15 protein-coding genes are annotated in these 23,661 nt (G+C 49.4%); all 15 read left to right on the top strand.

Annotation, left to right across the window (positions count from 1 at the left end):
• The first annotated feature begins 40 nt into the window (after positions 1-40).
• The 15 genes from rfbA (at position 41) to K1Y77_RS11165 (ending at position 23,626) form a co-directional block, all read left to right on the top strand.
• Complete coding sequence (rfbA, locus tag K1Y77_RS11235) at positions 41-931, top strand: glucose-1-phosphate thymidylyltransferase RfbA (RefSeq protein WP_030071909.1); 891 nt, start codon at positions 41-43, stop codon at positions 929-931.
• A 196-nt stretch (positions 932-1,127) separates the two neighbouring features.
• Positions 1,128-1,676 (top strand): dTDP-4-dehydrorhamnose 3,5-epimerase, encoded by a 549-nt coding sequence (gene rfbC, locus K1Y77_RS11230; RefSeq protein ID WP_264428507.1) that lies wholly within the window; start codon positions 1,128-1,130, stop codon positions 1,674-1,676.
• Between the two features lie 41 nt (positions 1,677-1,717).
• Positions 1,718-4,294: a coiled-coil domain-containing protein gene (locus K1Y77_RS11225; RefSeq protein ID WP_264428506.1), complete on the top strand. Its 2,577-nt coding sequence runs from the start codon at positions 1,718-1,720 to the stop codon at positions 4,292-4,294.
• A 69-nt stretch (positions 4,295-4,363) separates the two neighbouring features.
• Entirely contained in the window at positions 4,364-5,383 is a 1,020-nt protein-coding gene (locus tag K1Y77_RS11220) for a hypothetical protein (RefSeq protein ID WP_264428504.1), read from the top strand.
• A 36-nt stretch (positions 5,384-5,419) separates the two neighbouring features.
• Positions 5,420-5,713 carry a hypothetical protein gene (locus K1Y77_RS11215; RefSeq protein WP_193059299.1) on the top strand — a complete coding sequence of 98 codons (294 nt, stop codon included), beginning with the start codon at positions 5,420-5,422 and terminating at the stop codon, positions 5,711-5,713.
• Positions 5,714-5,731: 18 nt separating this feature from the next.
• Positions 5,732-6,850 carry a non-hydrolyzing UDP-N-acetylglucosamine 2-epimerase gene (wecB, locus tag K1Y77_RS11210; RefSeq protein WP_264428501.1) on the top strand — a complete coding sequence of 373 codons (1,119 nt, stop codon included), beginning with the start codon at positions 5,732-5,734 and terminating at the stop codon, positions 6,848-6,850.
• Positions 6,851-7,007: 157 nt separating this feature from the next.
• A complete protein-coding gene (wecC, locus tag K1Y77_RS11205) occupies positions 7,008-8,288 on the top strand; it encodes a UDP-N-acetyl-D-mannosamine dehydrogenase (RefSeq protein ID WP_264428500.1) in 1,281 nt (426 codons plus the stop codon).
• An 88-nt stretch (positions 8,289-8,376) separates the two neighbouring features.
• The gene (locus tag K1Y77_RS11200; RefSeq protein WP_264428498.1) at positions 8,377-13,983 is read left to right on the top strand and encodes a glycosyltransferase; all 5,607 of its coding nucleotides are present in this window, start codon (positions 8,377-8,379) and stop codon (positions 13,981-13,983) included.
• An 11-nt stretch (positions 13,984-13,994) separates the two neighbouring features.
• A complete protein-coding gene (gene galE / locus K1Y77_RS11195; RefSeq protein WP_264428496.1) occupies positions 13,995-14,984 on the top strand; it encodes a UDP-glucose 4-epimerase GalE in 990 nt (329 codons plus the stop codon).
• Positions 14,977-15,876 carry a hypothetical protein gene (locus K1Y77_RS11190; protein WP_264428494.1) on the top strand — a complete coding sequence of 300 codons (900 nt, stop codon included), beginning with the start codon at positions 14,977-14,979 and terminating at the stop codon, positions 15,874-15,876. The genes galE and K1Y77_RS11190 overlap by 8 nt, the downstream gene beginning before the upstream one ends.
• Positions 15,877-15,921: 45 nt before the next feature.
• Positions 15,922-17,229: a hypothetical protein gene (locus tag K1Y77_RS11185; protein WP_264428493.1), complete on the top strand. Its 1,308-nt coding sequence runs from the start codon at positions 15,922-15,924 to the stop codon at positions 17,227-17,229.
• 44 nt (positions 17,230-17,273) lie between these two features.
• A complete protein-coding gene (locus K1Y77_RS11180) occupies positions 17,274-18,863 on the top strand; it encodes an aldolase catalytic domain-containing protein (RefSeq protein ID WP_264428491.1) in 1,590 nt (529 codons plus the stop codon).
• A gap of 61 nt (positions 18,864-18,924) precedes the next feature.
• The gene (locus K1Y77_RS11175; protein WP_264428489.1) at positions 18,925-19,671 is read left to right on the top strand and encodes a 3-deoxy-manno-octulosonate cytidylyltransferase; all 747 of its coding nucleotides are present in this window, start codon (positions 18,925-18,927) and stop codon (positions 19,669-19,671) included.
• Positions 19,668-20,360 carry an HAD family hydrolase gene (locus K1Y77_RS11170; RefSeq protein WP_264428487.1) on the top strand — a complete coding sequence of 231 codons (693 nt, stop codon included), beginning with the start codon at positions 19,668-19,670 and terminating at the stop codon, positions 20,358-20,360. The genes K1Y77_RS11175 and K1Y77_RS11170 overlap by 4 nt, the downstream gene beginning before the upstream one ends.
• Positions 20,357-23,626 (top strand): heparinase II/III domain-containing protein, encoded by a 3,270-nt coding sequence (locus tag K1Y77_RS11165; RefSeq protein WP_264428485.1) that lies wholly within the window; start codon positions 20,357-20,359, stop codon positions 23,624-23,626. The genes K1Y77_RS11170 and K1Y77_RS11165 overlap by 4 nt, the downstream gene beginning before the upstream one ends.
• The last annotated feature ends 35 nt before the right edge of the window (positions 23,627-23,661 follow it).

Genomic DNA, 23,661 nt, shown 5'->3' with positions numbered 1-23,661 from the left:
AAAATGAAACCCCTTAGCTAAACCGATGAAAGAGCCCACTATGAGCCAAAACTCACAAAGAAAAGGCATTATCCTGGCCGGGGGCTCGGGCACACGGTTACACCCCATTACCCGTGGTGTATCCAAGCAATTACTGCCAATTTACGATAAGCCGATGATCTACTACCCGATCTCGGTGCTCATGCTGGCAGGCATTCGCGATATTTTGATTATCTCCACACCTGAAGATTTACCTCAATACCAAAACCTGCTCGGCAGCGGAGAAGACTTTGGCATTAATCTACAATATGCCGAACAGCCAAGTCCCGATGGTCTGGCACAAGCCTTTATTATCGGTGAAGCGTTTATTGGCGAAAGCCCCGTTTGCTTGGTGTTAGGCGACAACATTTTCCATGGTCAACACTTTTCAGATCAGCTAAAACGCGCCAGTTCCCGCACGTCAGGCGCAACGGTATTTGGCTATTTGGTGAAAGACCCTGAGCGTTTCGGCGTAGTTGAATTTGATGAGCAGGGTCGCGCTATCTCCATTGAAGAGAAACCCAAAAAGCCCAAGTCTGCTTACGCCGTTACGGGGCTATATTTCTACGATAATGATGTTGTAGAAGTCGCCAAAAACGTAAAGCCTTCAGAGCGTGGCGAGCTGGAAATCACCAGTGTGAATAACGCCTACCTGCAGCGTGGCGATTTACGTGTAGAACGGCTAGGCCGCGGCTTCGCTTGGTTAGACACCGGCACCCACGACAGCCTGTTAGAAGCCAGCCAATACGTACAAACTATTGAACACCGACAAGGCCTCAAAATCGCCTGTTTGGAAGAAATAGCCTGGCAGCAACAGTGGATCAGCGACGAACACCTAACCGAACTCGCCAAACCACTCGCCAAAACCCAATACGGCCAATACCTACAGCGCCTGATAGCAGCCAAACGATAATATCTAGCCACGGACCCTTACGGGAAACCTATTTCGCCACGGACCTTCACGGGAAACCTATTTCGCCACGGACACTCACGGACGGCACGGACAAAGCCTTAAATTCTTTATTGGTTTTTGTTTTTGACCTTGTCCGTGTTTTCCGTGAGTGTCCGTGGCCAATTAAAACGCTGCTAATTTAGGTGGTCTACCAACTATGCAATACGAAAAACTCGCCATTCCCGATGTGGTGTTAATTACTCCCCAGGTCTTCGGCGATGAGCGTGGTTTCTTCATGGAAACGTTTCGCCAAAGCGAATTCGAAGCCCACTGTGGTCACCACACCTTTGTGCAGGACAACCATAGCAAATCTGCTCACGGAATCCTGCGCGGCCTGCATTACCAGCACCAGCAACCACAGGGTAAATTAGTGCGTGTCACCCAAGGGGAAGTGTTCGATGTAGCGGTGGATATGCGCCAAAACTCGACGACCTTCGGCCAATGGGTGGGTGCAACCCTGAATGAACAGAATAAGCAAATGCTATGGTTGCCACCTGGCTTTGCCCACGGTTTTTATGTCACCAGTGAAGAAGCTGAGTTTCAGTACAAATGCACCGACTACTACGCCCCAGGGGATGAAGTGTCGCTGCGTTGGGACGACCCCATACTTAATATTCAATGGCCCTTGGTAAACAGCCAACCGCCTGTGCTGTCAGCCAAAGATCAGCACGGCGCAAGTTTGCTAAACGCCCCTCGTTTTAATTAAAATTAATGAACACAAAAGAAGTGAATGGAGCTGCCCACACCATGTCCTTAGTCGTGTACGTAGGAACCGATAAATTCAAGGTCGAATCAAATGCCGACGTGCGCGAGCAGAATGCGACTGAACTAACACTAAGCGATATCGCAACTGGGCACCCCAGCGAAGCTGAAAGCCAAACGTTGCTGGTTGAAGCTTTTGATGAAAGCGCCGTATCAGCGCTAGAACACTGGCTGAAAATAGATACTACGCGTGAATGCGTTATTGCGTGGCCGCATCCAGCAGCGTGGCTGGCTGCAAACTTGCAAAACGCCAGCCGCCCAAAAGAAGCTCTATGGCAATGGAGCCACCAAGCAGATCTCATTCTCAAGCTATATAAAACAAAACGTCGCCAAGTATCGCTACATGGTTATGTGCCAGGAGCGCCTATTAGCGAAGCGCTTCCAGAAGCAGCTAGCCTTACGCTTGAGTATATTGCGCCGCTATATCGCTTAATGGCGACACAGCTTGTCCAAGAAAATAGCCTGCTTCAGCAAGCTCATAACTACCTGAAAGCTAGTAGTGCAAGTGCCCCCTCTTGGCAAATGCCAGTAGTGCAAGCGGTAGAACAAAGCCTGCACTACTTGAGTAATGAGCATCAACAGCAGCAAGCGCAGGTAAAAGAGCTACAAGCTGTAAAAACCGAGCTATCAAACGTACAAGAACACAGTAGCCAATTAACGCAACAACTAGCAGAGCTTAACCAAGAACACAGTAGTGAAAAGGCCAAAAGCAAAGCGAAGCAGCAGCAGGTAGAAGAAGTTAGCCAACGCCTTTCGGAAAAAAATGCCCAGCTTCTAGAAACAGAAAAAACCAACGAAAAACTTGAAAAAGCGCTAAAAGAGAGCCAGCAAGGCAGAGAGGCAGCACAAACCGCCTTGGAAAAGGAGCAGGCAAGCGTAACCAAGCTGAGGCAAGAGCAGGCTAGCCTACAAAAGCATGCCCACAGCATTGAAAAAGAAAATGCCGCGCTGTTAGAGCAGTTAACCAAGGTGCAGCAGGCACTTGAAGAGCGGACGCTTGAACATCAACAAAAGCACGCAAAGCTAGAACAAGAGCAAGCCCGCCTTCAAGATCATGCACACAGCGTTGAAACAGAAAATGCCGCGCTGTTAGAGCAGCTAATGAAAGTGCAAGAAACGCTTGAAGAAAGTCTACTCAAAAACCAGAGCCAAGAAGAAGAGCTTAATGAAAAAACAGTTAAGCTAAACTGGCTCAGGAAAAAAACCAAAAAACAAGAAGAGCAGCTGGATGAACAACAGCAATCCATCGGCCAACTGCAAAAAGACGCAAAAGAAAAAGAGCAGCAAGCTCAAAAACTTAAAAAAAGCATCACCCAGCTAGAAACAGCCGCAGCAGCCACTGCCGAACAGCACCAAGTGGCGCTTCGCAATGCCGCTGAAACAGCCAAGCAAAAAGAGAAGCAACTAATCGAAAAAGCGGAGCAAGTGGCTAAACAGCAGGTAGAGTTCAAAAGACAGACTGAAAAGCAGCAAAAAGAGCTACAAAAAAGGCTGGAAACCGCACGTAAAGAGCGCACGCAACTCGGTCAAGAAAAAGATCAGCTCAAGCAACAGCTAACTGCTTCCCAAGAAGCATTTGCCCAAGAAGCTAGCGAAAAAGCCGCAAGCCAGCTGGCTAACCAAGAATTAGCGGAACAAATAGCCTCAGTTGAAAAGCAAGCAAGCCAGCTGCGTAAGCAGCTAAACGATCTAGCGTCAGAAAAAGCGCTGCTAACGGAACAGCTACACAGCACCCAAGAAGCACTTGCCCAAGAAGCTAGCGAAAAAGCCGCAAACCAGCAGGCCACCCAAGAATTAGCGGAACGAACCGAAAAGCAAGCAGGCCAGCTTCGTAAGCAGCTAAACGAAATAGCGTCAGAAAAAGCGCTGCTAACGGAACAGCTGCACAGCACCCAAGAAGCACTTAGCCAACAAACTAAAGAAAAAGAAAACACTTTAAAAGCCACTGAAAATCTTAAAAAGCAGCTAACGAAAGCAGAAAAAATAGCGGTACAGCAACAGCGTATGTTGGACCAGGAAAACACAGAAAAATCGCTGATTGTAGGTCAGCTACATGAAACACAAGAGCAACTGGTTAAAACCAGTAAGAACAGCGAGCATTACAAGAAACAAGCGGAAACCCGCCAAAAAACTATTAATATACTCAAACAGCAGCATCAGCTAGAGCGCCACCAATATGAAAGCGTGGTTCAGTGGTTGCGGGTAAGCGGGCACCGTAACGCTGCCGCAGCCTACCGCTATAGCCGTCCGTTTAAGCGTGCGTTACCGCAACAAATTGCGGCCATTAATGAAAGCCCCTTCTTTGATGCCCAGTGGTACTGCGAACAGTACCCTGATGTAAAAACCTCAGGGATAGCCCCCGCTGAGCACTACCTCAAGTTTGGTGCCATCGAAGGACGTAACCCAAGCGATAAGTTCGACACCTATTTCTACCTAAGTGAATACCCCGATGTTGCAGAATCAGGGCAAAATCCGTTACTTCACTATGTGCGCCATGGCCAGTTTGAAGAACGGTTGCCTGCCAGGCCACAGCAGCAGCTTCCGGCCCCTGCTGAAAAATAATGCATAAGCCCCATAACGTTAGTGACACCAGCGCGACTTTAGGCTCAAGCAACGAGAAGTGACCGACACATGCCCAGCACCCACGCAAATATTCTGTACATCGGCCCCCTTAGGCCAGAAACGCTAGCGTTATTAGAAAGTATCTCTACAGAAAAGGCTCTGTTTGTCACGCCTACCCAACAAGAAACGCAGTGGCAAGAAGTGCAAGCGGCTATTCCCAGCGCAGCACAGCAAATAGCCAAGTTAGCGGAAGCGAGCGGCGAGCTACCTTATTACGAGTTTAATTTACCGGAATTTAATGCAAGTCAGCCAGCCTCGGGTCTTTATACGCTTTACCCTGGGCTTGAGCTTATTGAAAGTGACACGCAAGCACTAAAAAGTGTTGCAGGGTTACTAGAAGAGATTGGAAGCCAAGCAGTCGATATGCTGGTAGTGGAGCAGCCAGAGCTTGTATGGCCAACGTTACAAGCCTTAGCCGGTAGCCAGCATGATCAGCAAATGAATCAGCTCTGGCTACGGGTAGGTAGCGTGCCGCTTTATCAAGATACGCCAGAAGTGGCAGAAATCCTCAGCTGGTGCGAACAGCACGGGTTTGAGCTACAGGCTCGCAATGAAGAAGACCCAGACCTACCCCTGTTACAGCTTACCCGCCACGCTTACTACTACCGCTGGAAGGAAGAAGCGAAGCGAAGTGCCAAGTTAGCAAAACAGCTAAAAACAGCCCAGCAAGAATCAGAAAAACAGCAAGCCCAGCAAGAAAAAGAGCAGATAGAGCAAGCTAAAAAGCATGAACAGCAACAGGCTGACTATCAAAAACGTTTGAAAGATAGCGAAGAACAGCTGCGTCAACAACAGGTTAAGTATGAACAATTGCAACAACAAAATAAGAAGCTACAGCAGCAGCTAACAGAGCAACAAGCTGAAGTAGAAGCGTTGCAAGCAACGCTTGAAAAGCAGCAGGCGATAGCAGCTTCAGTGACTGCTTTACATCAAGCATTAGATAATAAATTTGAAGAACATCAAGCGTACCTTAAAAAGACCGTTAATGCGCTGGGGCAGCATATCACCCGGTGTACACAAGACAAGTAATGACTACTAACTATTAGCGATCGAGACATAGCCACCATGGATGTGACCACCAGCATTGTCGCTAGCGCCTCAAAGCACTACCGCGAAGGTAATTATCGCGAAGCGCTAACGTTCTACCAAAAAGCGGCCGCGACCTACGGTAGTGCGCTTTTTAAAACTAATATTATGCTTTGCGAACAACGCCTAAAAACCAGCAGCACTAAAGAACCAGCGTTGCCAGGTTCGCCAGCAGAGTCGCGTCAGCTAAGCGAAACACAGTATTTGCTAGAGCATTACTACCAGCGCTGCCAAGAACTCGAATACCAATTGCTCGAAAACGTCGCACAATAGGCAAGGAAAAGGGAAGTTATGAAAGTTTTAACGGTATTTGGTACACGCCCTGAAGCCATTAAAATGGCGCCGCTGGCGTTACAGCTTGCAACAGACAAGCGCTTTGAAGCCAAGGTTTGTGTGACTGCCCAGCACCGTGAGATGTTGGATCAAGTCTTGGATCTTTTCGAGCTAACGCCCGATTACGACCTTAATATTATGAAGCCTGGTCAGGACCTCAACGATGTCACCTGCGGGATACTTCAGGGGCTGAAACCTGTATTGGAAGACTTCAAACCAGACATAGTGCTGGTTCACGGTGATACGGCTACCACTTTTGCCACCACCCTTGCCTGCTATTATCAGCAAATCCCGGTTGGTCACGTAGAGGCAGGCCTGCGCACCGGTAATTTGTACTCCCCTTGGCCTGAAGAGGGTAACCGTAAGTTAACTGGAGCTCTGGCCGCCGTGCATTTTGCTCCTACGTCTACTTCACAGAAAAATTTACTTAATGAAGGCGTAGGCCCAGCCGATATCCACGTGACTGGCAACACGGTAATTGATGCACTGTTAGAGGTAGTTGAAAAACTGGAAGCTAATCCAGCGCTTGCAGAAGAACAAGCAAAACGTTTTCCAATGCTAGATGCCAACAAGAAGTTGATATTAGTTACCGGCCATCGCCGGGAAAGCTTTGGCGGTGGCTTCGAGCGCATCTGCCAAGCTTTAGCAGATACCGCCAAAGCCTTCCCAGAAACACAAATTCTTTACCCCGTGCACCTTAACCCGAATGTACGCGAGCCGGTTAACCGCTTGTTGGCAGATGTTGAAAACGTTCACCTTATTGAGCCACAAGACTATCTGCCCTTTGTTTACCTAATGAACCAAGCGCATATCATTTTGACTGATTCCGGCGGTATTCAAGAAGAAGCACCGTCGTTAGGTAAGCCCGTATTGGTAATGCGTGACACCACGGAACGCCCAGAAGCCGTAGAAGCAGGCACCGTCAAACTAGTAGGCACTGACGTAACAACAATTACCAGTGCGCTGAAGGCCCTGTTGACCGATGAGCAGGCCTACAACGCCATGAGTTACGCCCACAACCCCTACGGCGACGGCAAAGCCTGTCAACGCATCCGCGACGTGCTAGCAAGCTCATAAGCTGACAACTTTTTTGCCACAGACGCTCACGGAAAACACGGACAAGGTCAAAAGCAACCTAAGAACTTAAAAGCTAAAAAGTATTTATGGTTTTGTCCGTGTCGTCCGTGTCGTCCGTGAGGGTCCGTGGCTAATAAATTTTATCAAGGAATGAAACATGCAATTCGACACTATCTCTATGATTGGTTTGGGCTATATCGGCCTGCCTACCGCTGCGGTTTTCGCATCACGTAAGAAAAAAGTAATTGGTGTGGATGTTAACCAACATGCCGTCGACACCATCAATAACGGCGACATCCATATTGTAGAACCAGAGCTAGACATGGTCGTGCATGCGGCTGTTACTGGAGGCTACCTGCGTGCAACCACCACGCCTGAACCGGCGGATGCCTTTATGGTGGCGGTGCCAACGCCGTTCCACACCGATGAAAACGGCCAAAATCACAAAGCAGATCTCAGCTACATTGAAGCGGCTGCAAAATCCATTGCCCCAGTACTGAAAACGGGTAACTTGGTGGTGTTGGAATCTACCAGCCCTATCGGCGCAACAGAACAAATGGCCGCGTGGCTAGCCGAAGCGCGGCCCGATCTCACTTTCCCGCAAACCCACGGTGAAGCATCGGATATTCGTATTGCCCACTGCCCAGAGCGTGTGTTGCCTGGCCATGTGATTCGTGAATTGGTAGAAAACGACCGGGTGATTGGCGGTATGACGCCGAAGTGTGCCGAAGCGGCCTGTGCGCTTTACCAAATTGTAGTGGAAGGGGAGTGTGTTGCCACCACCGCCCGCACGGCAGAAATGGCCAAGCTCACTGAAAACAGCTTCCGCGATGTCAATATCGCCTTTGCCAATGAGCTTTCCACCATCTGTCATGAGCTAGATATTAACGTGTGGGAACTGATTGCCCTGGCTAACCGCCACCCGCGTGTCAATATTTTGACCCCTGGCGCTGGCGTAGGCGGCCACTGCATTGCGGTAGACCCCTGGTTTATTGTGGATGCCTGCCCAGAGCAAGCCAAAATTGTGCGTGCCGCCCGTGAAGTTAACGATGCCAAGCCCCACTGGGTATTAGGCCGGGTAAAAGAGGCATTAGAGGTCTACCATCAGCAACACCCTGATGCCAAACGCAGTGATTTAACCGTGGCCTGTCTTGGTGTTGCCTTCAAGCCTGATATTGATGACCTGCGCGAGAGCCCCGCATTAGGCATTGCAGAGCAAGTTGCAACGCTTGGCTGCCATTTACAAGTGGTAGAGCCCAATATTCAAGCACTGCCCAAAACGCTTCAACAGCCTAACGTAACGCTTGTAACGTTAGAAGAAGCCCTTACCCAAGCAGATGTAGTGTGTGTCTTAGTGAACCATAAACCGTTTATCCAAAGCGTTGAGAAAGTACGCGAAAAAGCCAGCGTTATCGATGCTGTTGGCCTGCTAGGTTAAGCGTTTTGCGCGCGAGGGGTGAGGCAAACCCCTCGCTAGCCCGAAGGGCATTTATTCCTCACCATTCACTATTCACCAACGGACACCCATGGACGAGCTGCTCTCATACGCTTCTACATTAGCGGAAAAACCAGCGTACCCGATTAATGCGCCTATACAGGGAAGAATTGCCTACGTAGTTAGCCACGGCCAAACCTACGCCAGCAATGGGTATGCGATTAGAACGCAAGGAATAGCCCAAGCACTTAACCAGCATGGGTTTGAAACGCTATGTTTTGTGCGCCCTGGCAGGCCATGGGAGTTACATGCCGAGAGTAAGGTGGCGCCAGAATCCACCATTGAAGGCGTACGTTATATTCATACCCGCTGGCAAAACGATAAAGCACCAGTAGGTAATAAAGAGCGCCTAGAAGCGAACGTAAAAAAGTACGTTGAACTCTTTAAAGTATACCGCCCAAGCGCGGTACTAGCGGCTTCTAACCATGCGGTAGGGCTACCCGCTTGGATTGCTGCAAAGCACTTAGGGCTACCTTTTTACAATGAAGTGCGTGGCTTCTGGGAGCTTTCACGGGCAGCCCGCGAAGCGGAGTATAAAAATACCGCTGCCTTTAAGCTAGAAGCTGAACGGGATGCATTCGTTGCTAAACAGGCGCAAACCGTATTCACGCTTAGCAAGCCCATGAAGGATGAGCTAGTGAAGCGCGGTGTTAAAGCGAGCAACATCGCTCTAGTGCCTAATGGCGTCAGCCAACTGCCGAATATTAAGCCAGTAAGCCCAGCACTTAAGAAAAAACTGGGAATTACAGATGACGAAAAAGTCATCGGTTATATTGGTAGCTTTAGCGCCTATGAGGGGTTAGAGGTGCTACTTGATGCCTGTACTCAGCTAGTCGCAGCAGGAGAAAAACTAAAACTACTGCTAGTAGGTGATGATCAGCCTATTACTACCGTAGTAAGCGACAGTAATGAACAAGATAGTAATGGACAAGTAGGAAAAGCAGAACAAGCACGATGGCTAATTCAAGTAGGCCGCGTACCCCATGATCAAGTGGCAGACTATTACTCCCTGATTGATAGCGTAGTAATACCCCGCAAGCCCTTAGCGGTATGCAAACTTGTACCGCCTATGAAGGCCGCCGAGGCCCTAGCCCATGGCAAGCGTCTAGTGGTATCTGGAGTGGCACCGCTGGCCGAGTATGCTGATAAATATGAAGGCGTAGTGAGCTTTGAGGCTGGGAGTGCCGCAAGCTTGGCAACGGCCCTTCAGGAGTCACTGAAGTTGTCGGCGCCCAAGCCGAGTACTGAGCTGCTGTTCTCTGTGCATACCAAGGCAATGGTGAAGGCTCTGAAGGTGGAGATAGAGCAGAAGGCAGCGGTTGAGACGCCAGCTGATCCGGTAGAGTCGGCTCAGACAGAACCAAAGTCAAAAGCACCAGCCAAGTTGGTATCGGCAGCAGAGCCAAAGTTGGCTTCTAGACCCGTCGATAAGACAGTTGTAGTCGAACCTGTAACCTGCACGTTGATAGACACCCAGCAACTGGAAATAACTGAAATTGAGGTGCGAGCGCCAGGTGCAATATTAGAGCTTTCAGCTGAAGTGGCGTATCGGCTAGCTAGATCTATAACCTCTAGGAAAGCACTTCTGCTTTTTGAATTTCTAGATAAATTTGGTAAAGCAAAAAAGAAGGTGGTAGGCCTTGGGGTTTCAGGGGTGTTTAAAAAACCTTTTATCTACCTAAATCATAATGCTAGTAAGCTTGGCGACAATCTAAGGAAAGTTGCTGAGATAGCAGTGCCCGATGATGTTGTATTGATAAGGATTGCAGCTGCTGGCTTTGGTCTGAAACACAAGGAGGCCGTTCATCTAAAGGTTGAGGGGCAGCTCCGCTATAGTGATGCTGGAAGTGGTGAGCATGAGCCCACCTATTCGAAGACAGCCAGGGAGGAGCTTGGAAGGCTTCGCAACGACAATAATCTGCTAAATAGAAAGGTTATAAAACTTTCTATTGACGCTGAGGACTTTTCACCATTACAGCTTCAAGGTTTATACAACTCGTTTACAGAGATAAAGAGAAGTGTTGCCTCTATTGTTGCGGTAATTAAGCCTGGTTCAAGATATTCCGAGGTCTATGCCCTTTGGAAGGATTGCGAGGGCGCGTATGTAGATAGGAATGACGAGTTTGCCAATGAGCAGTTCGATCTTGCCATAGTTGGTGGCGTTGAAGCAAAGCCAACTAATGCAGAATCAATTGTTGCGGCGGATAACTTCTCGGAGTTTTGTAAAGTTGCAAAGCACTTATACACGCCGCTGAAGCACCATGCAGTTTATTTTGCATACTCAGAACCCGATAAATTGAACAATGGATACCACAAGAGGACTAAGTATCTCAGTGAATCTTTTTTAGAGTTAGGGTATAGCATCCCTGTTATTTCGTATAAGTCAAACCGGTTTGCTTTGAAAGAAGGCATAACGTTTATTCCGGATGATGACAAGTTGATTGAGCTGATCTTGTTGTGGATAACGCCCAGGGTCGTGATTGCTGCCTCTAACCATGAAAATGCAAGCCGGATCATTCCGCTTAAAGATCGTTTAGGCTTCGAGTTCGTTTATGAGATGAGAGGGCTTTGGCACGAGACATTCTCTGCCAAAATGCAAGAAATAAGCAGTGAGCATGATGTTGAAAATGATAAATTCTATTTGAAAAGCAAGCAGCAAGAGCTTGATGTTGTCAAACAGTCAGACAAGGTTGTCTTCATTTCACCTGAGATGCGTGACTATGTGGCAAAAGACCTGCCTGAGAGGCAGTTGATTGCCTTTGTTGCTGGAAATGGGGTATTACCCAAGGCGAAACACGAAGTATCACAGCACAAAGCTAGTCGTTCGCCGTTTGTTATTGGCTATTTTGGGGCTATTACGTACTACGAAGGTATAAACTTCCTGCTAGAGACCGTAAAGGAGCTAGCAGAAGAAGGGGCTCATGATATTGAAGTTCTCTTGATAGGCAATAACTCTATCACCCAAAAATGGGTGCTTGATATTGATAAGTATCCATTTGCTCGGCATGAAGGATTTAAGCAGGATATTGCGAAAGAGTATCCTAGAGTTAATCTTTTTGTTATACCAAGAAAGCCGTACGCGGTTTGCCACACTGTAGAGCCTCTTAAGCCATTTGAATACTTTGCATCTGGCTTGCCTTTGCTAATGTCAGACTGTGCAGCACTCAATAGAGTGGCCGGCTACGGGGAAAACTGCCTAACGTTTAAAGCTGGGGATAAAGAAAGCTTTAAAGAAAAAATAAAAGAGGTTAAAGAAAAAGGCTACCCCGCAGAAAAAATTGCCAATGCTATCAATTACGTTAAAGAAAGTCGGCGATGGAAAGATATTGCGCAAGGATACGCAAACTTCCTGGGACTTTCTAAAAGGAAGAGTGTCTACTTTCTTTATGGCGACAAATGGTGGGTCTCTGCTAAGTGGAGCGGGGCTACTGTTAATCTCATTAACGAAATGATCATGATAGCGGTGAATTATGATGTTTACTATAATGACGTTTTTGTTAATGACTTGATAGATGAGCAGGGTGTGTTTGATGAAAAAGCCTTTAGTAATAGGTGTAGCAAAGAGATAGGCAAAAAAAATAGAAAAATGTCGAAATATCTTTCTAAGATAATGCTGCCATCTAGAGATTATGCTGCGATATTTTATCGCTCTGGAGGTGATGAGAAATTTGTCAAATTCTTCATCGAAGAGCTGCCTGAGCCTAAGATTTATAGTCATAATTACGTCAAAGAAATCTGGACATCTTCATTCGTTGGTTTTCAGAATGAAACTGCGGCACAGTTCGCAAAAGAGATGGCGCTTAATAAGTTTGGTGATGACGGCACTCTCTCTTATGGTGAGATTGATGTTACTCCTAAAAAGACGTTCATTAGGTTCCAAGGCGGGGTTACGCAGCGCCCAAGCATTCGAGAGATCAATAACCTAGAGATGAGGTCAGGGCTTAAGCGTAAACTTGGATCAGAGTTTATTGTCGGCGTTATTGGAACTATTTACGAAGGAACCTACCCTGACTCACTCATAAAAGTGGTTGAAGAGCTTAGAGAGAAGTATCCGGAAAAGAATATTCAGGTAGTTTTCTACACTATTAATGTCCTGAAAGCCCTTCCTGAAAAAGACTGGATACACGTTACAAGCTTCGAGAAAAGCGAGCAGGCAAAGGCGTTGCTTCAGCTGGACGTCATTGTCAATACCTGGAAAGCAAATGCTCAGCTGTTTAGTGGGTCTAACAAAAATCTAGATGCAGTTAACTTTGGCATTCCACTGATCACAGCCAAAACGCCTTCTTATGTCGAGCAGCTGGGCCGCCACTATCCCTTGTTCCATGACTTTGAGAACACGGTAGGGCGACTGAGCGACACCAATGAAGCTAAGCTTTATAACCTCATTGAGAGCTGCTTTACCCCTTCTTTCGTGGAGCAGGTAAGGAGCTACCTGCTGTTCAGGCGAGAGTTCCTCTCGAAGAAGGTAGTGTCACAGCTTTATGAAGATCAGGTATACGCGTTGCATAAGAAAAAAGTGTTGATTACGGCGCAAAACTTCAATGTGGGTGGCGTTCAAAAATATTCAATGCAAATGCTTGAGGCGTTGAGCAACTGTGAAGTAACCATTGCGGTGGATGAAGCTGTTAAAGAGGAAAAGCTCTCTCAGGCCATGCAGTGGTGTAGCAATCTGAAAGTGGTACTATTTCAGGGTCATGATTTTAATAAAGACAAGTATGACATTGCGTTCATGAACAGCTTTCCGGTTGATGAAGAGCCTTTGCGGCTATTAACCAGTGCTTTGCATGACAATGGGTGTGAGATTTATCCAATTGTCCATACTGATATTCATCGATTTACTAAGAACATAGCTCACGATTTAGATAAGCATGCAGGGATAATCACTGTTGCTAATGTGATTATATCAAAGCTTGAAGAAAATACGGGTGTAAAGCTGGCTCAGAAATCTCATCTGATAACTCCTGTCTTGGATAGTGATCGAGCACCAAGACAGTATGCATCACCCAAAACTGAGCGTTCACGTAAGGTTGGCTACTTTGGCAGGATGGTAGGCATTAAGGGGATAGAGTTTCTGGTCAAATCTTTCCTGAAATTTTCGAAAGATTCGGGCTCTGATTACGAACTGCACCTCTACGGCCCTATAGGTCAGCCGTACCTTGGTAAGTACTTAGAAAAAGTAGTGAGCGGCCAGGGGAGCGGTAAGGTATTCCTACATAACCAAGAAATCTCACCTGATGAGCGTGTCGGGATTTTGCAGGATCTTGATGCATTGATCTATACGACAGCTATGGATGGACTGCCCTACACGTTTTTAGAAGCTATGGAGTTGGGGACTCCTGTTCTTTCAACAGGCGTGGGAGGCATCAAGCACCTTATTCGTGATGAGGAAAATGGGATGCTGTTCGACTTCCCTGACCTTTACGTGAAAGACCTTGAGGAAAAAGACCCGTATGGGGCTTTGCTGAGAAAGATGAAAGAACATGAAGAACTCTACTATAAAGAGTTCTTCAGAGTGATGAGTAAGTTCACCTCTAATGATGCGCTTTTCTTCAAGATGAGTCAGTCAGCTATTGAGGTAGCGAATAATCGTTTTTCGAAGTCTGATATGACCACGAAAATAAAATCTATTGTTTATTGATCGGGCCTAATATGTCGAAGATTTTGGTTGTGGGTGGTGCTGGCTATATTGGCTCCCATATGGTGAAGCAGCTTTCAAAATCAGGGAGAATAGTTGTGGTGCTAGACAACCTCACCACTGGATTCCGAGATGCTGCTCGCAATGGTCAGTTAGTAATTGGTGATTTGGCTGATACGGCGTTGCTTGAAAGGCTTTTTAAAGAGCATGAATTTTCTGGGGTAATGCACTTTGCTGCCGCTAGTTTGGTCGGTGAGTCTGTTCAAGATCCCGGGAAATACTACCGAAATAATGTGTCTAATACTCTAAACTTACTAGACGTAATGGTTCGCCATTGCGTCAAGCATTTCATATTTTCCTCTACTGCGGCGACGTTTGGTGAGCCGGAGTATGTACCCATTGATGAGCAACACCCTCAGCGTCCTATAAACCCCTACGGTGCCAGCAAGCTGATGGTTGAGCGGATTTTGCAAGACTACCATGCTGCCCATGGACTTAATTCTGTGTGCTTGCGGTATTTCAATGCTAGTGGAGCAGATCCAGAGGGAGAGTTAGGTGAGTGTCACGACCCCGAAACCCACCTGATCCCGCTAATCCTGCGGGCGGCCTCGGAACGGCGCGAGTATATCACCGTCTTCGGACGTGATTATCCTACTGAAGATGGCACCTGTGTTCGTGACTACATCCATATCGAGGATCTGTGCAGCGCTCATGCCCTCGCACTGGATGCCTTGGTAAAGGGTGATAAACAGGGGGCGCTTGCCTATAACCTGGGCAATGGGCAGGGCTATTCCGTTCAGCAGGTTATTAATGCAGTGGAGCGCGTTGTAGCCAAGGATGGCCGTACGTTGAAGGTGGAAGAAGGCCGTCGTCGCGCTGGCGATCCGGCTATATTGGTGGCTGATTCTCGCTTAATTAGGTATGACCTTGGTTGGGAGCCACAATACGGTGACCTTGAGTGCATAATTTCTCATGCATGGGCTTGGGAAAAGGGTAATGAGTAAAAGTATAGGAGGCGTGTTGAAAAATAAAACAACTATTTCAATGGATGAGTTTTTTTCCTTATGCGATAGCGGCCATTACTTGATTGATGAATATGGAGGTGATATTGAGGTATTGGCTAAAAATTTAAATCTTTGGAGAGCGGGAAAGCCTGTAATCATTTGCTTTACTGCAGCTATTCCAAAGAGAAAAGAAAAGCAGTATCCTTTTTTCAGCGGTATAAAATTCAGTGAAAGAGCAAAGCTGCCTTTAATAGCTGTTGCTGATCCTTCTATTAGAAGATCTTTAGATCTTAGTTTAGCTTGGTATGCGGGAAGTTTAGAGAGGCCTACACTGCAAAATTCGTTATCCGATTTTGTGGGAAAAATTAGTTTTAATTCATTTTCCCCGCCTATTTTATTTGGAGGAAGTGGTGGAGGATTTGCTGCGTTAGCCGTCAAGTCTCTCGTTTCTAATACCCCTTGCCACGCTCTTGTTTGGAATCCTCAAACGTCTATTACTGAGTATAATAAAAAGTTTGTTGATAGTTATATTTCAACTTGTTTTCTTGATGGAAAGAGTCAGGGAAAAAATGTTTCCGCATATGAGATTTTGGAAGCTAACAACATTGTCCATGATTTGGCATCATTTCCCTATAAAAGCAATGAGATGGGCGGTAAGGTTTTGTATTTGCAAAGTAAAAGTGATGGTTTTCATGTTGAGCATCATCTAAAAAAATTCATAGATGTGAATTTTTTGTCATGCTGTAAGGATAAGTCTTTAAATAGCCAGTTTGAAGAGTATATAAGTTCCGATAAATCTATTTCTGTCAGGTTGGGCCCGTTTTCTGACGGTCATTCAGCGCCTAGTGAAGATATGTTGCTTGATAATATAAAAGAGCTAATAGGTGAGTGAATTTTTAATTTTCATATTATTTGAAGTTTTCTATGAGGTGCATGGATGGATTTATCTTTTGATTTTGTAAATCTTTTGATGGTTGATAGTAAGTCGGATGCCGAGGAAAAAGTAGCTTATTTTTTAAATAAATTTAACAATCCTAAGGTTGTGGCTTCTTTGATTAATGAAGGGGTGAAAGGTAACGGCTTCTATGTTGATGGATTCAAAAACGATCGTGCTGAAATATTTGCTAGTGTGCTGAAGTATGATTACAATTTTATTGCGTGCGAAGATGGGGGGAGCGTTTTTTTTATTATTCAAAAAGTGAAGTGGGCCCAGGCAATTTATTTTCCTGAAAGAAATGCTCTTTATACATCTTCTAATGATAGGTCCTTGGTTTCTGTTTTAAAAGAGGTGGTGGATTCTAATTTATTGCCACTTGAAGCTACACGGAAAGGATCTCTGTTAGGGTTTTTATGCTACTCGAGAAGGCCGTACCATTATTTTTACAACACTCTTCCTGGTTTAGAGTTTTTATATTCTAAGTCTAAGTCGCTGATTGGCAATGTCGCTTTTGTTTCTGTACGTGATGGCGACTTTTACAACCCCTGCTCACTCTATAAAAGCAGCTCGGATTATCTGGTTTTTGATAGTTATCAGAAGCTTAATGAAGTTTTGTTAAATGAAAGTTTTTTTGTATTAAGTACTGCGATGTCTCGCGTAGGCCAATGCTTAGACTTCGTTGATGACAGGTTGTTAGCGGACTCTAGTTGTTTGGCTGATAATCATGTTTATAAAAGAATAGTCAATAATTTAGAATCGTTCGATGTGGTGGTAGCTTTCTGCCTAATGGGTGAAAGAAGAGCTTGGGAAGAGCAAGAAGATGTGATTCTTGATTTGATTTATGAGATTCAGAGCTCCTCACTAAGTTGTTTTTTTGTATTTGACGGATTCACTGCCACCGACTCAGGTTTTGCGACTTCAGATATTTTAAAGTCTTATAAGGAAAAGGTGGGTTACGTTGTTGAAAGGTCTGGCCTAAAAGAGTCTGAATTTATCAGTATGGTTGGAATGAGGCCGAAGGAGAAGATACTTATATCTGGAAAAGTTGATCTATTTCTTAGCGATATGGCTACATCTTCTATGTACCTATCTAGGATTAGTAAGAAAAAAGGTGTTGTCCACCATAGCCCTGTCATGAACTATCAAGGGCACACTCATCATGACGTTGTGAAAATAGAGGGTATGGCTGACTCTAAAGAAGGTGAGATTGGGAATCCATATTTGGAAACTTACAGTCCACGAAAAGAAGAAGTAATGAAAGTTTTTATGGGCCTTTTTTACTCGCTTGATTGTGTTAGGGAAAGGTGAGGTTTAATTTTTTATTCTTCGGGGTTGAAATGAGAAATATATTATTGGATTGTACCTTCCGCGACGGCGGCTACTACAACGCTTGGGACTTTCCCCCTGAGCTGATCCACCAGTACCTAGATGCCATGCAGGCCGCGGGGGTGGACGTGGTGGAGCTTGGTTTCCGTACCCTGAAGAACCAGGGCTTCCAGGGGCCTTGTGCCTTCACCACCGACGAATTTATCCGCAGCTTGACCATTCCTGATGGCCTGACCGTAGGCGTGATGGTCAACGGTAACGAGCTGGTGGGTGAAGTGCCTCAGCAGGAAGCGCTGGAGCGGCTGTTCCCCAATGCGGCGGCGGATTCGCCCGTGAACCTGGTGCGCATCGCCTGCCACGTACACGAGTTCGAGAAGGCGCTGCCGGCGGTCACTTGGCTGAAGGAGCGTGGCTATCAGGTCGGCTTCAACCTGATGCAAGTGGCGGATCGTTCTGAGGCGGAAGTGAAGGCGCTTGCTAGTCTGGCCAAGGCCTACCCGATGGATGCGCTCTACTTTGCCGACAGCATGGGCAGCATGAGCCCGGATCAGGCAGCGCAGATCATCCAGTGGTTCCGCAGCGAGTGGAAAGGCCCCATGGGCATCCATACTCATGACAATCTGGGCCTGGCGCTCTCCAACACCCTGCGCGCGCTCGACGAAGGCGTGACGTGGGTAGATTCTACCGTCACCGGCATGGGCCGCGGGCCGGGCAATGCCCGCACCGAGGAGCTGGCCATCGAGATCGCCGAGCGCCGTGGTAAGCCGGTCAATATGGTACCGCTGATGGTGCTGCTGCGTGAGCACTTCAAGCCCATGCAGGCCCACTACGGCTGGGGCACCAACCCCTACTACTACCTGGCGGGCAAGTACGGCATTCACCCCACCTACATCCAGGAAATGCTCAGCGACTCCCGCTACAGCGAGGAAGACGTGCTGGCGGTAATCGACCACCTGCGAGTGGAGGGTGGCAAAAAGTTCAGCCTCAACACCCTGGATGCGGCGCGTCATTTCTATCGCGGCGAGCCCAAGGGGCAGTGGTCACCCAAGGAGCGCTTTGCCGGGCGCGAGGTGCTGCTGCTGGGTACCGGGCCGGGGGTGGCCCGCCACCGCGGGGCCCTGGAGCGCTACATCCGTGACCACCAGCCGCTGGTGCTGGCCCTCAACACCCAGAGCGCCATCAATGCCGAGCTGATAGACCTGCGGGTAGCCTGTCACCCCGTGCGCCTACTGGCGGACTGCGACGCCCACACGCGCCTGCCTCAGCCGCTGATCACCCCGTACTCCATGCTCCCGGCGGATGTGCGTGACTCTCTAGGCGAGAAGCAGGTGCTGGACTTCGGGCTAAACGTCCAGGCCGATAGCTTCGCCTTCGAGGCAGAGCACTGCACCCTGCCCACTTCTCTGGTGGTGGCCTATGCCTTGGCGGTGGCCACCAGTGGCCAGGCCTCTCGCATCCTGATGGCCGGCTTCGACGGCTACGGCGCTGACGACCCGCGCAGCGGCGAGATGCACCAGCTGCTGGAGCAGTACCAGGAGGCCGACGGGGCGCTGCCGATCACGGCGATTACCCCTACCCGCTACGGGCTGCACAGCGAGTCGGTCTACGCGCTCTGAGGCGCTCACACGTTCGCTGTTATTGAGCGTTTCCTTTCAACATGACGAACAAGAGGCCGCTATGCGTAGTGTGGTCATGATTCCCGCCCGCTATGGCTCCAGCCGCTATCCGGGCAAACCGCTGGTACCCCTGCTGGGCAAGCCGATGATCCTGTGGGTCGCCGAGCTCTCGGCCCGCGCCGTCGGCACCGAAAATGTCTATGTCGCCACCGAAGATCGGCGTATCGCCGAGGTCGTCGAGGCCGCCGGCTTTCAGGCGGTGATGACCACCGACGATGCCCTGACCGGCACCGACCGCCTGGCTCAGGCCGCCGAGCAGGTCGAGGCGGATCTCTATATCAACGTCCAGGGCGATGAGCCGCTGGCCGACCCGGCCGATATCCTGAAGGTGCGTGACGCCAAGCTGGCCCATATGGACGCCATCATCAACGGCGTCAGCTGGGTAGGCGAGAACGAAGACCCCCATAGCGTCAACATCCCCAAGGTGATCACCAACGAGCGCGACGAGCTGGTCTACATGTCGCGGGTGGCCCTGCCGGGCTTCAAGGATGCCAAGTGCGCTCCCAAGCGTTACAAGAAGCAGGTCTGCATCTACGCCTTCACTCGGGAGGAGCTAGCCGCTTTCCGAGCATTCGGCCGCAAGAGCGAACTGGAGCACGCCGAGGATATCGAGATTCTGCGCTTTCTGGAGCTGGGCAAAACCATCCACATGATAGAGACCCAGCCCGGTAGCTTGGCGGTGGATGTGCCCGAGGATGTGGCCAAGGTGGAGGCTGCACTGCGTCATGCCGGCCAGGTGCCGGCATGACGCATCCGGTCGCCGACTACACCACCCTAGTCTTCGACTGCGATGGCGTCGTGCTCGACTCCAACAAGGTCAAGACAGAAGCCTTCTATCAGGCGACGTTGCCCTACGGTGAAGCCGCCGCCCAGGCCATGGTCGATTACCATGTCGCCAACGGCGGGGTGTCGCGCTACAAGAAGTTTGCCTATTTCCTGGAACAAATTGTACCGAGTCATTCCGAGCAGAAGGGCCCCGACCTGGAAGCGCTGCTTCAGGCCTATGCCGGCCATGTGCAGAAGGGTCTATTGAACTGTGCGATGGCTCCAGGCCTGGAAGCACTTCGCCAGCAGACCCCAGACGCCCGCTGGCTGATCGTTTCCGGCGGAGACCAGGCCGAACTGCGCAATGTATTTGCAAGCCGTGGCATTGCTGAGTGGTTCGACGGCGGCATCTTCGGCAGCCCCGACACCAAGGACGAGATCCTGGCCCGCGAGCTGGCTTCCGCCAATATCCAGCAGCCAGCGCTGTTTCTGGGTGATAGTAAATATGACTACCAAGCCGCCAGCGCTGCTGAGCTGGACTTCGTATTTCTGAGCGGCTGGAGCGAGGTGGCGGATTGGGAGGAGTGGGTAACAGCCAATCTATTAGCTCATGCATGTAACGTTGAGTCACTGATAGATAACCTTTCACTGGATGGTCGAGGGTTATATTGAAAGAACTTCTTGTCAGACGCTTTAACTCACACTTCAACGCCAAACATCTGATCCTCTCTTGCTACCGAATCCGCCGGTGCTGGTCGATTCCTTTACCGGTCACATCACTGCCAGAGCTGGACGTTAATGTTCGGGGCTTTGCTCAGCCTTACCCATGGCAAATCTGGTGCTTGTGGGCGCTCGAGGAGCGTCTTTATGCCCTGAGTGGGGCAGCCTTGTTTCTGAATGATCAAGCGGCTCGTGAGCGTTGCGTCAAAGATCTTGAAGCGTTGTCTCAGTGGCCGCGCTATACAGTAGCCAACAAGCTGGATCTTCCTTACGGCCATGCGGTGCAGCTGATGGCTATGGCGCTGCGCGACTGGATATGGCTACCGGAGACAACTCAGCAGGCGCTACGGCATGCGTTGCAGCGTGCCGTGGAGGAGGGCATGCCGTTGGTGCCGGTGGTAGCTCAAGAGTTGGCCTCGGCGGAGGAACTACTAGCCAAGCCGTCACCCCACCAGTACCTGCACAACATCCCCTTGATTGCCCAGGCTGCACTGGCCAGTGCCGCTGAGGTGATTGACCACCCTGAGCGTGAGCGGCTCTCTTCACGTTTTCTGCATCTCTATCAGGCCCGTTTGGCGCTTTACCACCAAGGGCTGACGGAAGGTATCTCCTACGATGGTTACCTTTACAATTTTGCCCTGGGCTGGTTAAGCACCCAGTCCAGTGCTGTTATCGATAGCATTGTCCATCATCCAGCGATGCAGGACCTGGAGGATCAGGCCCGCGGGCTGGCATGCCCGGGTCAGATTGCCCTGTCGGCCGAGATCGGCGACGTGGAGCCGCTGGAAATGCCGTTTGTATGGTCGGCATTAGCACGTCTTCAACAATGGGCATTTAGCTCTACTCGCGAATCCTTGCTGGATGCAGTAGTTCCAGAACAGCTACGTGCAGATGCACTTTGGGTTCGTGCTAAGACAGCACAACACATGGCTAATACGGATAAGGCTAACTGCACAGATGAGCTTACCGTTCCTACTATTCAGCAAAACACCGCCGCTGTTACACTTGCCACCGGTTTGAGCAGTGATGATCTGAGCATTGTGATGTCTCTATCTTGCTCACCAATGAACCATATCCAGGCAGATAGCGGGACTTTATTGATTGGCCATGCGGGATGCTGGTGGATAACTGACCCCGGCTATCAGCAATATCTCAAGACATCTGAGCGGGATTTCACGCTGGGGCCAGAGGCTCATAATACACCTAACATCAACGGCTATGGTCATGTTCATAAGGCCGGCAGGCTGCTCTACTCAGGGGATCGCCAACCTACGTTAGAAGGTGAGAGTGCCTATGCGGTGGTCGATCTGACTGCCTGCTACCCTGTAGACGCCAGGGTGGATACAGCCACACGTGCGGTATGGCGGCTTGGCAGTGATCAGGTGGTGGTTTGTGATACGGTCGTGGCAGCTCCCGAATCTTCAGTGACTTACCATTGGCATGGCAATGCGGACGCCTACTGGGGCGAGCAATCAGGCGCGGTGTCGCTCTACCTGCCGTCGAGTCATTGCACCTTGTGGCTTCAGTCGGGCCAGCAGCCCCTTAGCCTCGCCCAGCAGCATCGTCTGCGCGGCTCCCGCGGGCAGTGCACCTTGCAGGTATCACAACCATCTTCTGTCACCTACTACTGGTGGAGCTTCAGCTTTGCCGATATCCCGCCGGAATTTCAGGCATCTGGGGTGGAAGCGACACTCGGAGATATACGCTTGAGCTTGGTGGATCTGCTGCCTATGGAGCTGCCACCACCGGGGCTTGAAGTTTCCGTTCATCGTGACTACCTGCAGGTGGCCCTGTGCCGAGGTGATGAGTTCCTCGCACCGCCTTTGGAAAATAGTTGGGACTTAAATGTGAGTATCAACGGCAAGACAGACCACGCCCTCAGTTATTCAGGGCGTCAGTGGTTGCTGCCGATCCCGGCGATCACGACGGACGATATCGTGTTGATATCGGCAAGACCGTCGAATGCTGATACAGCCGCTACAGAGATCATTGAGCACTTTATGACCGCGAGTGAGAAGGCCGCTATCTGCAGTGCGCCGCTGCGCGTGTATACAGAGGTGGAGGGCGATCGTGTCACCGGGCGTTGTACCTTGATGCCAGGCGTGATGGAAGGGCCGGTGGAGTACGCCTTCTACCTGTTGTTAGAGGGCCAGAAAACCCAGGTGCGCTGGTACGAGGCCTCTCCAACTCACACCTTTAACCCGACACCTGAAGAGGCAGGTAAATCCATACAGATACGCGGGTTTGTACGTTCTGTCGAAGCGCCTAATCATAAGCTCTCTGCCACCAGTCTTTCCATGAAGACAGCCCCTTTGCTGAAACCGACGCCTGCTATGCCCGAAACTAACAATGAGAATGCCGTGGACACTATGTCAAATGAGCTGAAAGCACTGGAGAAAACTCTGCTACAGGCGAGTAGGGATAACGCAGGCAAGTTCACCCGTGACCTACTTATTGTCCAGAACCGCCTCTATGCCCAGTTGGAAAGTCTCTCCTGGTTGCAGAGCCGCTTGAAGATCAAGGGACAGCTGCCTCCGCTGCGAGGTTGGGCTACCTCTCCTGATGTTCTACTGCGCCTACATGCGCACATTATGGCGACTCGCCCTCGGGTCATTGTCGAATTTGGCAGCGGTGCCTCTACCTTGGTAATTGCCGATGCCCTGCGCCAGAACGGCGTTGGCAAGCTCGTCTCCATTGAGCATAGCGACCACTATGGGGCGCAGACCCTTGGTACTCTTCAGGCGGAATCTCTGGAAGGTTGGGTTGATCTGCGAATTGGGGATTTGGAAGCCTGGGAGGGCGAGCACCTGAACCCTGAGGATGCTGAGAAGCTTTCGCGCTGGTACCCGGTGTCGCTGCTGGAAGGCGTTGGGAGCGTTGATCTTCTATGGGTAGACGGCCCGCCCGGGGCGACGTGCCTATTCAGTCGCTATCCTGCATTGCCAGCCTTGGCCGACAAACTCTCACCCAATGCGGAGGTGTGGATGGATGACACCATCCGCCAGGAAGAGAAGGATATTTGCGAGCGTTGGGCTGCGGATCATAGTTTTGAGCTGGAGTATTTCCCTTTAGAAAAAGGCTTAGGTCGTTTAACACGACCAGGGGCACAGCCCGTGCGTAGTGAGCAGTACTTAGATACAACGTCTAAAACCGACCACCATCCTGAACGCGCCATTGGCCTTGATTTCTCTTTGCCTGAAAACTGCAATAAAGAATGACTTAATCAAGCTTAGTATTTTACGATAGTTTTAGG

The sequence above is a fragment of the Halomonas qaidamensis genome (assembly GCF_025917315.1).
Lineage (GTDB): Bacteria > Pseudomonadota > Gammaproteobacteria > Pseudomonadales > Halomonadaceae > Vreelandella > Vreelandella qaidamensis.
Note: the sequence above shows the minus strand (reverse complement) of the source record. Positions and strands in the feature narration are given on the sequence as shown.

What these genes read in the sequence shown, in the direction of transcription:
- rfbA (WP_030071909.1), top strand. Translation starts at nt 41, where the DNA reads ATGAGCCAAAACTCACAAAGAAAAGGCATTATCCTGGCCGGGGGCTCG.
- K1Y77_RS11190 (WP_264428494.1), top strand. Translation starts at nt 14,977, where the DNA reads ATGAGTAAAAGTATAGGAGGCGTGTTGAAAAATAAAACAACTATTTCA.
- wecC (WP_264428500.1), top strand. Translation starts at nt 7,008, where the DNA reads ATGCAATTCGACACTATCTCTATGATTGGTTTGGGCTATATCGGCCTG.
- K1Y77_RS11200 (WP_264428498.1), top strand. Translation starts at nt 8,377, where the DNA reads ATGGACGAGCTGCTCTCATACGCTTCTACATTAGCGGAAAAACCAGCG.
- K1Y77_RS11175 (WP_264428489.1), top strand. Translation starts at nt 18,925, where the DNA reads ATGCGTAGTGTGGTCATGATTCCCGCCCGCTATGGCTCCAGCCGCTAT.
- K1Y77_RS11215 (WP_193059299.1), top strand. Translation starts at nt 5,420, where the DNA reads ATGGATGTGACCACCAGCATTGTCGCTAGCGCCTCAAAGCACTACCGC.
- K1Y77_RS11220 (WP_264428504.1), top strand. Translation starts at nt 4,364, where the DNA reads ATGCCCAGCACCCACGCAAATATTCTGTACATCGGCCCCCTTAGGCCA.
- rfbC (WP_264428507.1), top strand. Translation starts at nt 1,128, where the DNA reads ATGCAATACGAAAAACTCGCCATTCCCGATGTGGTGTTAATTACTCCC.
- galE (WP_264428496.1), top strand. Translation starts at nt 13,995, where the DNA reads ATGTCGAAGATTTTGGTTGTGGGTGGTGCTGGCTATATTGGCTCCCAT.
- K1Y77_RS11185 (WP_264428493.1), top strand. Translation starts at nt 15,922, where the DNA reads ATGGATTTATCTTTTGATTTTGTAAATCTTTTGATGGTTGATAGTAAG.
- K1Y77_RS11170 (WP_264428487.1), top strand. Translation starts at nt 19,668, where the DNA reads ATGACGCATCCGGTCGCCGACTACACCACCCTAGTCTTCGACTGCGAT.
- wecB (WP_264428501.1), top strand. Translation starts at nt 5,732, where the DNA reads ATGAAAGTTTTAACGGTATTTGGTACACGCCCTGAAGCCATTAAAATG.
- K1Y77_RS11225 (WP_264428506.1), top strand. Translation starts at nt 1,718, where the DNA reads ATGTCCTTAGTCGTGTACGTAGGAACCGATAAATTCAAGGTCGAATCA.